The 1,325-nt window shown below is 63.7% G+C and carries 1 protein-coding gene; it reads right to left on the reverse strand.

Going from position 1 to position 1,325, the window contains the following annotated elements:
• Positions 1-4: 4 nt before the first annotated feature.
• Positions 5-1,324, reverse strand: a complete 1,320-nt coding sequence (locus tag NP945_RS31790) for an IS1182 family transposase (RefSeq protein WP_256748512.1) — start codon at positions 1,322-1,324, stop codon at positions 5-7.
• Between the last annotated feature and the right edge of the window lies 1 nt (position 1,325).

A 1,325-nucleotide genomic window follows, 5' to 3' on the forward strand; every position in this document is an offset into this window, starting at 1 on the left:
AGCCTCATGCGCGGGCCGGCTTGGGCTTCGGGCACAGGCAAAGGGCGATCTTTTTGATGTTCTGGGCGGCGGCGGCGATCAGGCACTGGCAGGCGACCTTGGTGAGACTTCGGAACCGCGCATAGCGGTGACCATGCAGTTGCTTGGCGTCGGCGAAGGAGCGCTCGACGGTCTCCTTGCGGCGGCGGTAGATAGCCTTGCCCCATGCGGTCAGCCGGTTGGCGTCGGTGCGCTCCTTCGCATCGGCCCAGGCATGGCGGATGATGGTGCGTTGGGCCTTGGCATTGCTGGTGCAGGAGGCAAGCAGCGGGCAGTCGCGGCAGATAGCCGGGTCACTCTTGTAGTGGCGGTAGCCATTGCGGTCGGTGGTGGCGTAGGCCAGCATCTGGCCCTGTAGGCAGCGATAGCCATCAGCCGCCGGCTCATGGGTGAAGGAGGACGGACCCATCATGCCGGGCTTGGGCGGTCTGGGGCGACGATAACCGGTGACACCGCGGATTGCCCGATCCTCCAGTCCTTTGGCGATGCCTGCCGTGGCATAGCCGGCGTCCAGCCCGACGGCGCCGACATCAAAGCCGAAGCGCTGCACCTGCCGATCGAGCCTCGACAGGTAGACGGTCGAATCATGGACGATCGCTGTCGTGTGCGTGTCGGTGATGATGGCGTGCGCCGCATCCACCGTGCGGTGATCGAGATAGAAAAAGCCTTTCGGCTTGCCCTCGCGCACCATGTAGCCGCTGTCGGGGTCGGTGCGCGAGACCTTGGTCTCCTTAACCGCAGGCCGCCGCTCCTTCTGCTTCAGCGGCTTCTGGCCATGCAGCGCCCGTTCGGTGTCGATCGCACGATCGAGGTCGGCCCAATAGTCGGCCCGCGACTTGGCGATCATGGCAAGATCGTATTTGCCCTTGTTGGCGTTGGCCTTCAGATGGGTGGAGTCGGTGTACAGCACCGTGCCGTCGACCAAGCCCGCCCGGATCGCCTGCTCAACAATGCGGTCGAAGATCGCCTGCGACACGCTGGTGTCGTCGTAACGCCGCCGCCGGTTCTGGCTCAACGTCGAGGCGTCGAACACCTTGTCCGTCAGCTTCAGTCGCAGGAACCAACGATAGGCGACATTGACCTCGATTTCGCGCACCAGCTGCCGCTCCGAGCGAACGCCAAACAGGTAGCCGATGAACAGCGCCTTGAACATCAAGGTCGGGTCGAGCGGCGGGCGGCCATTGTCGGGGCAATACAGCGGCGCGGTCAGATCGTGGATGAAGGTGAAATCGATCACACGGTCGATCTTGCGCAAAAGGTGATCGGCAGGAACCAACTGATCCAGC

It is taken from the genome of Mesorhizobium sp. LMG17149 (assembly GCF_024518695.1).
Lineage (GTDB): Bacteria > Pseudomonadota > Alphaproteobacteria > Rhizobiales > Rhizobiaceae > Mesorhizobium.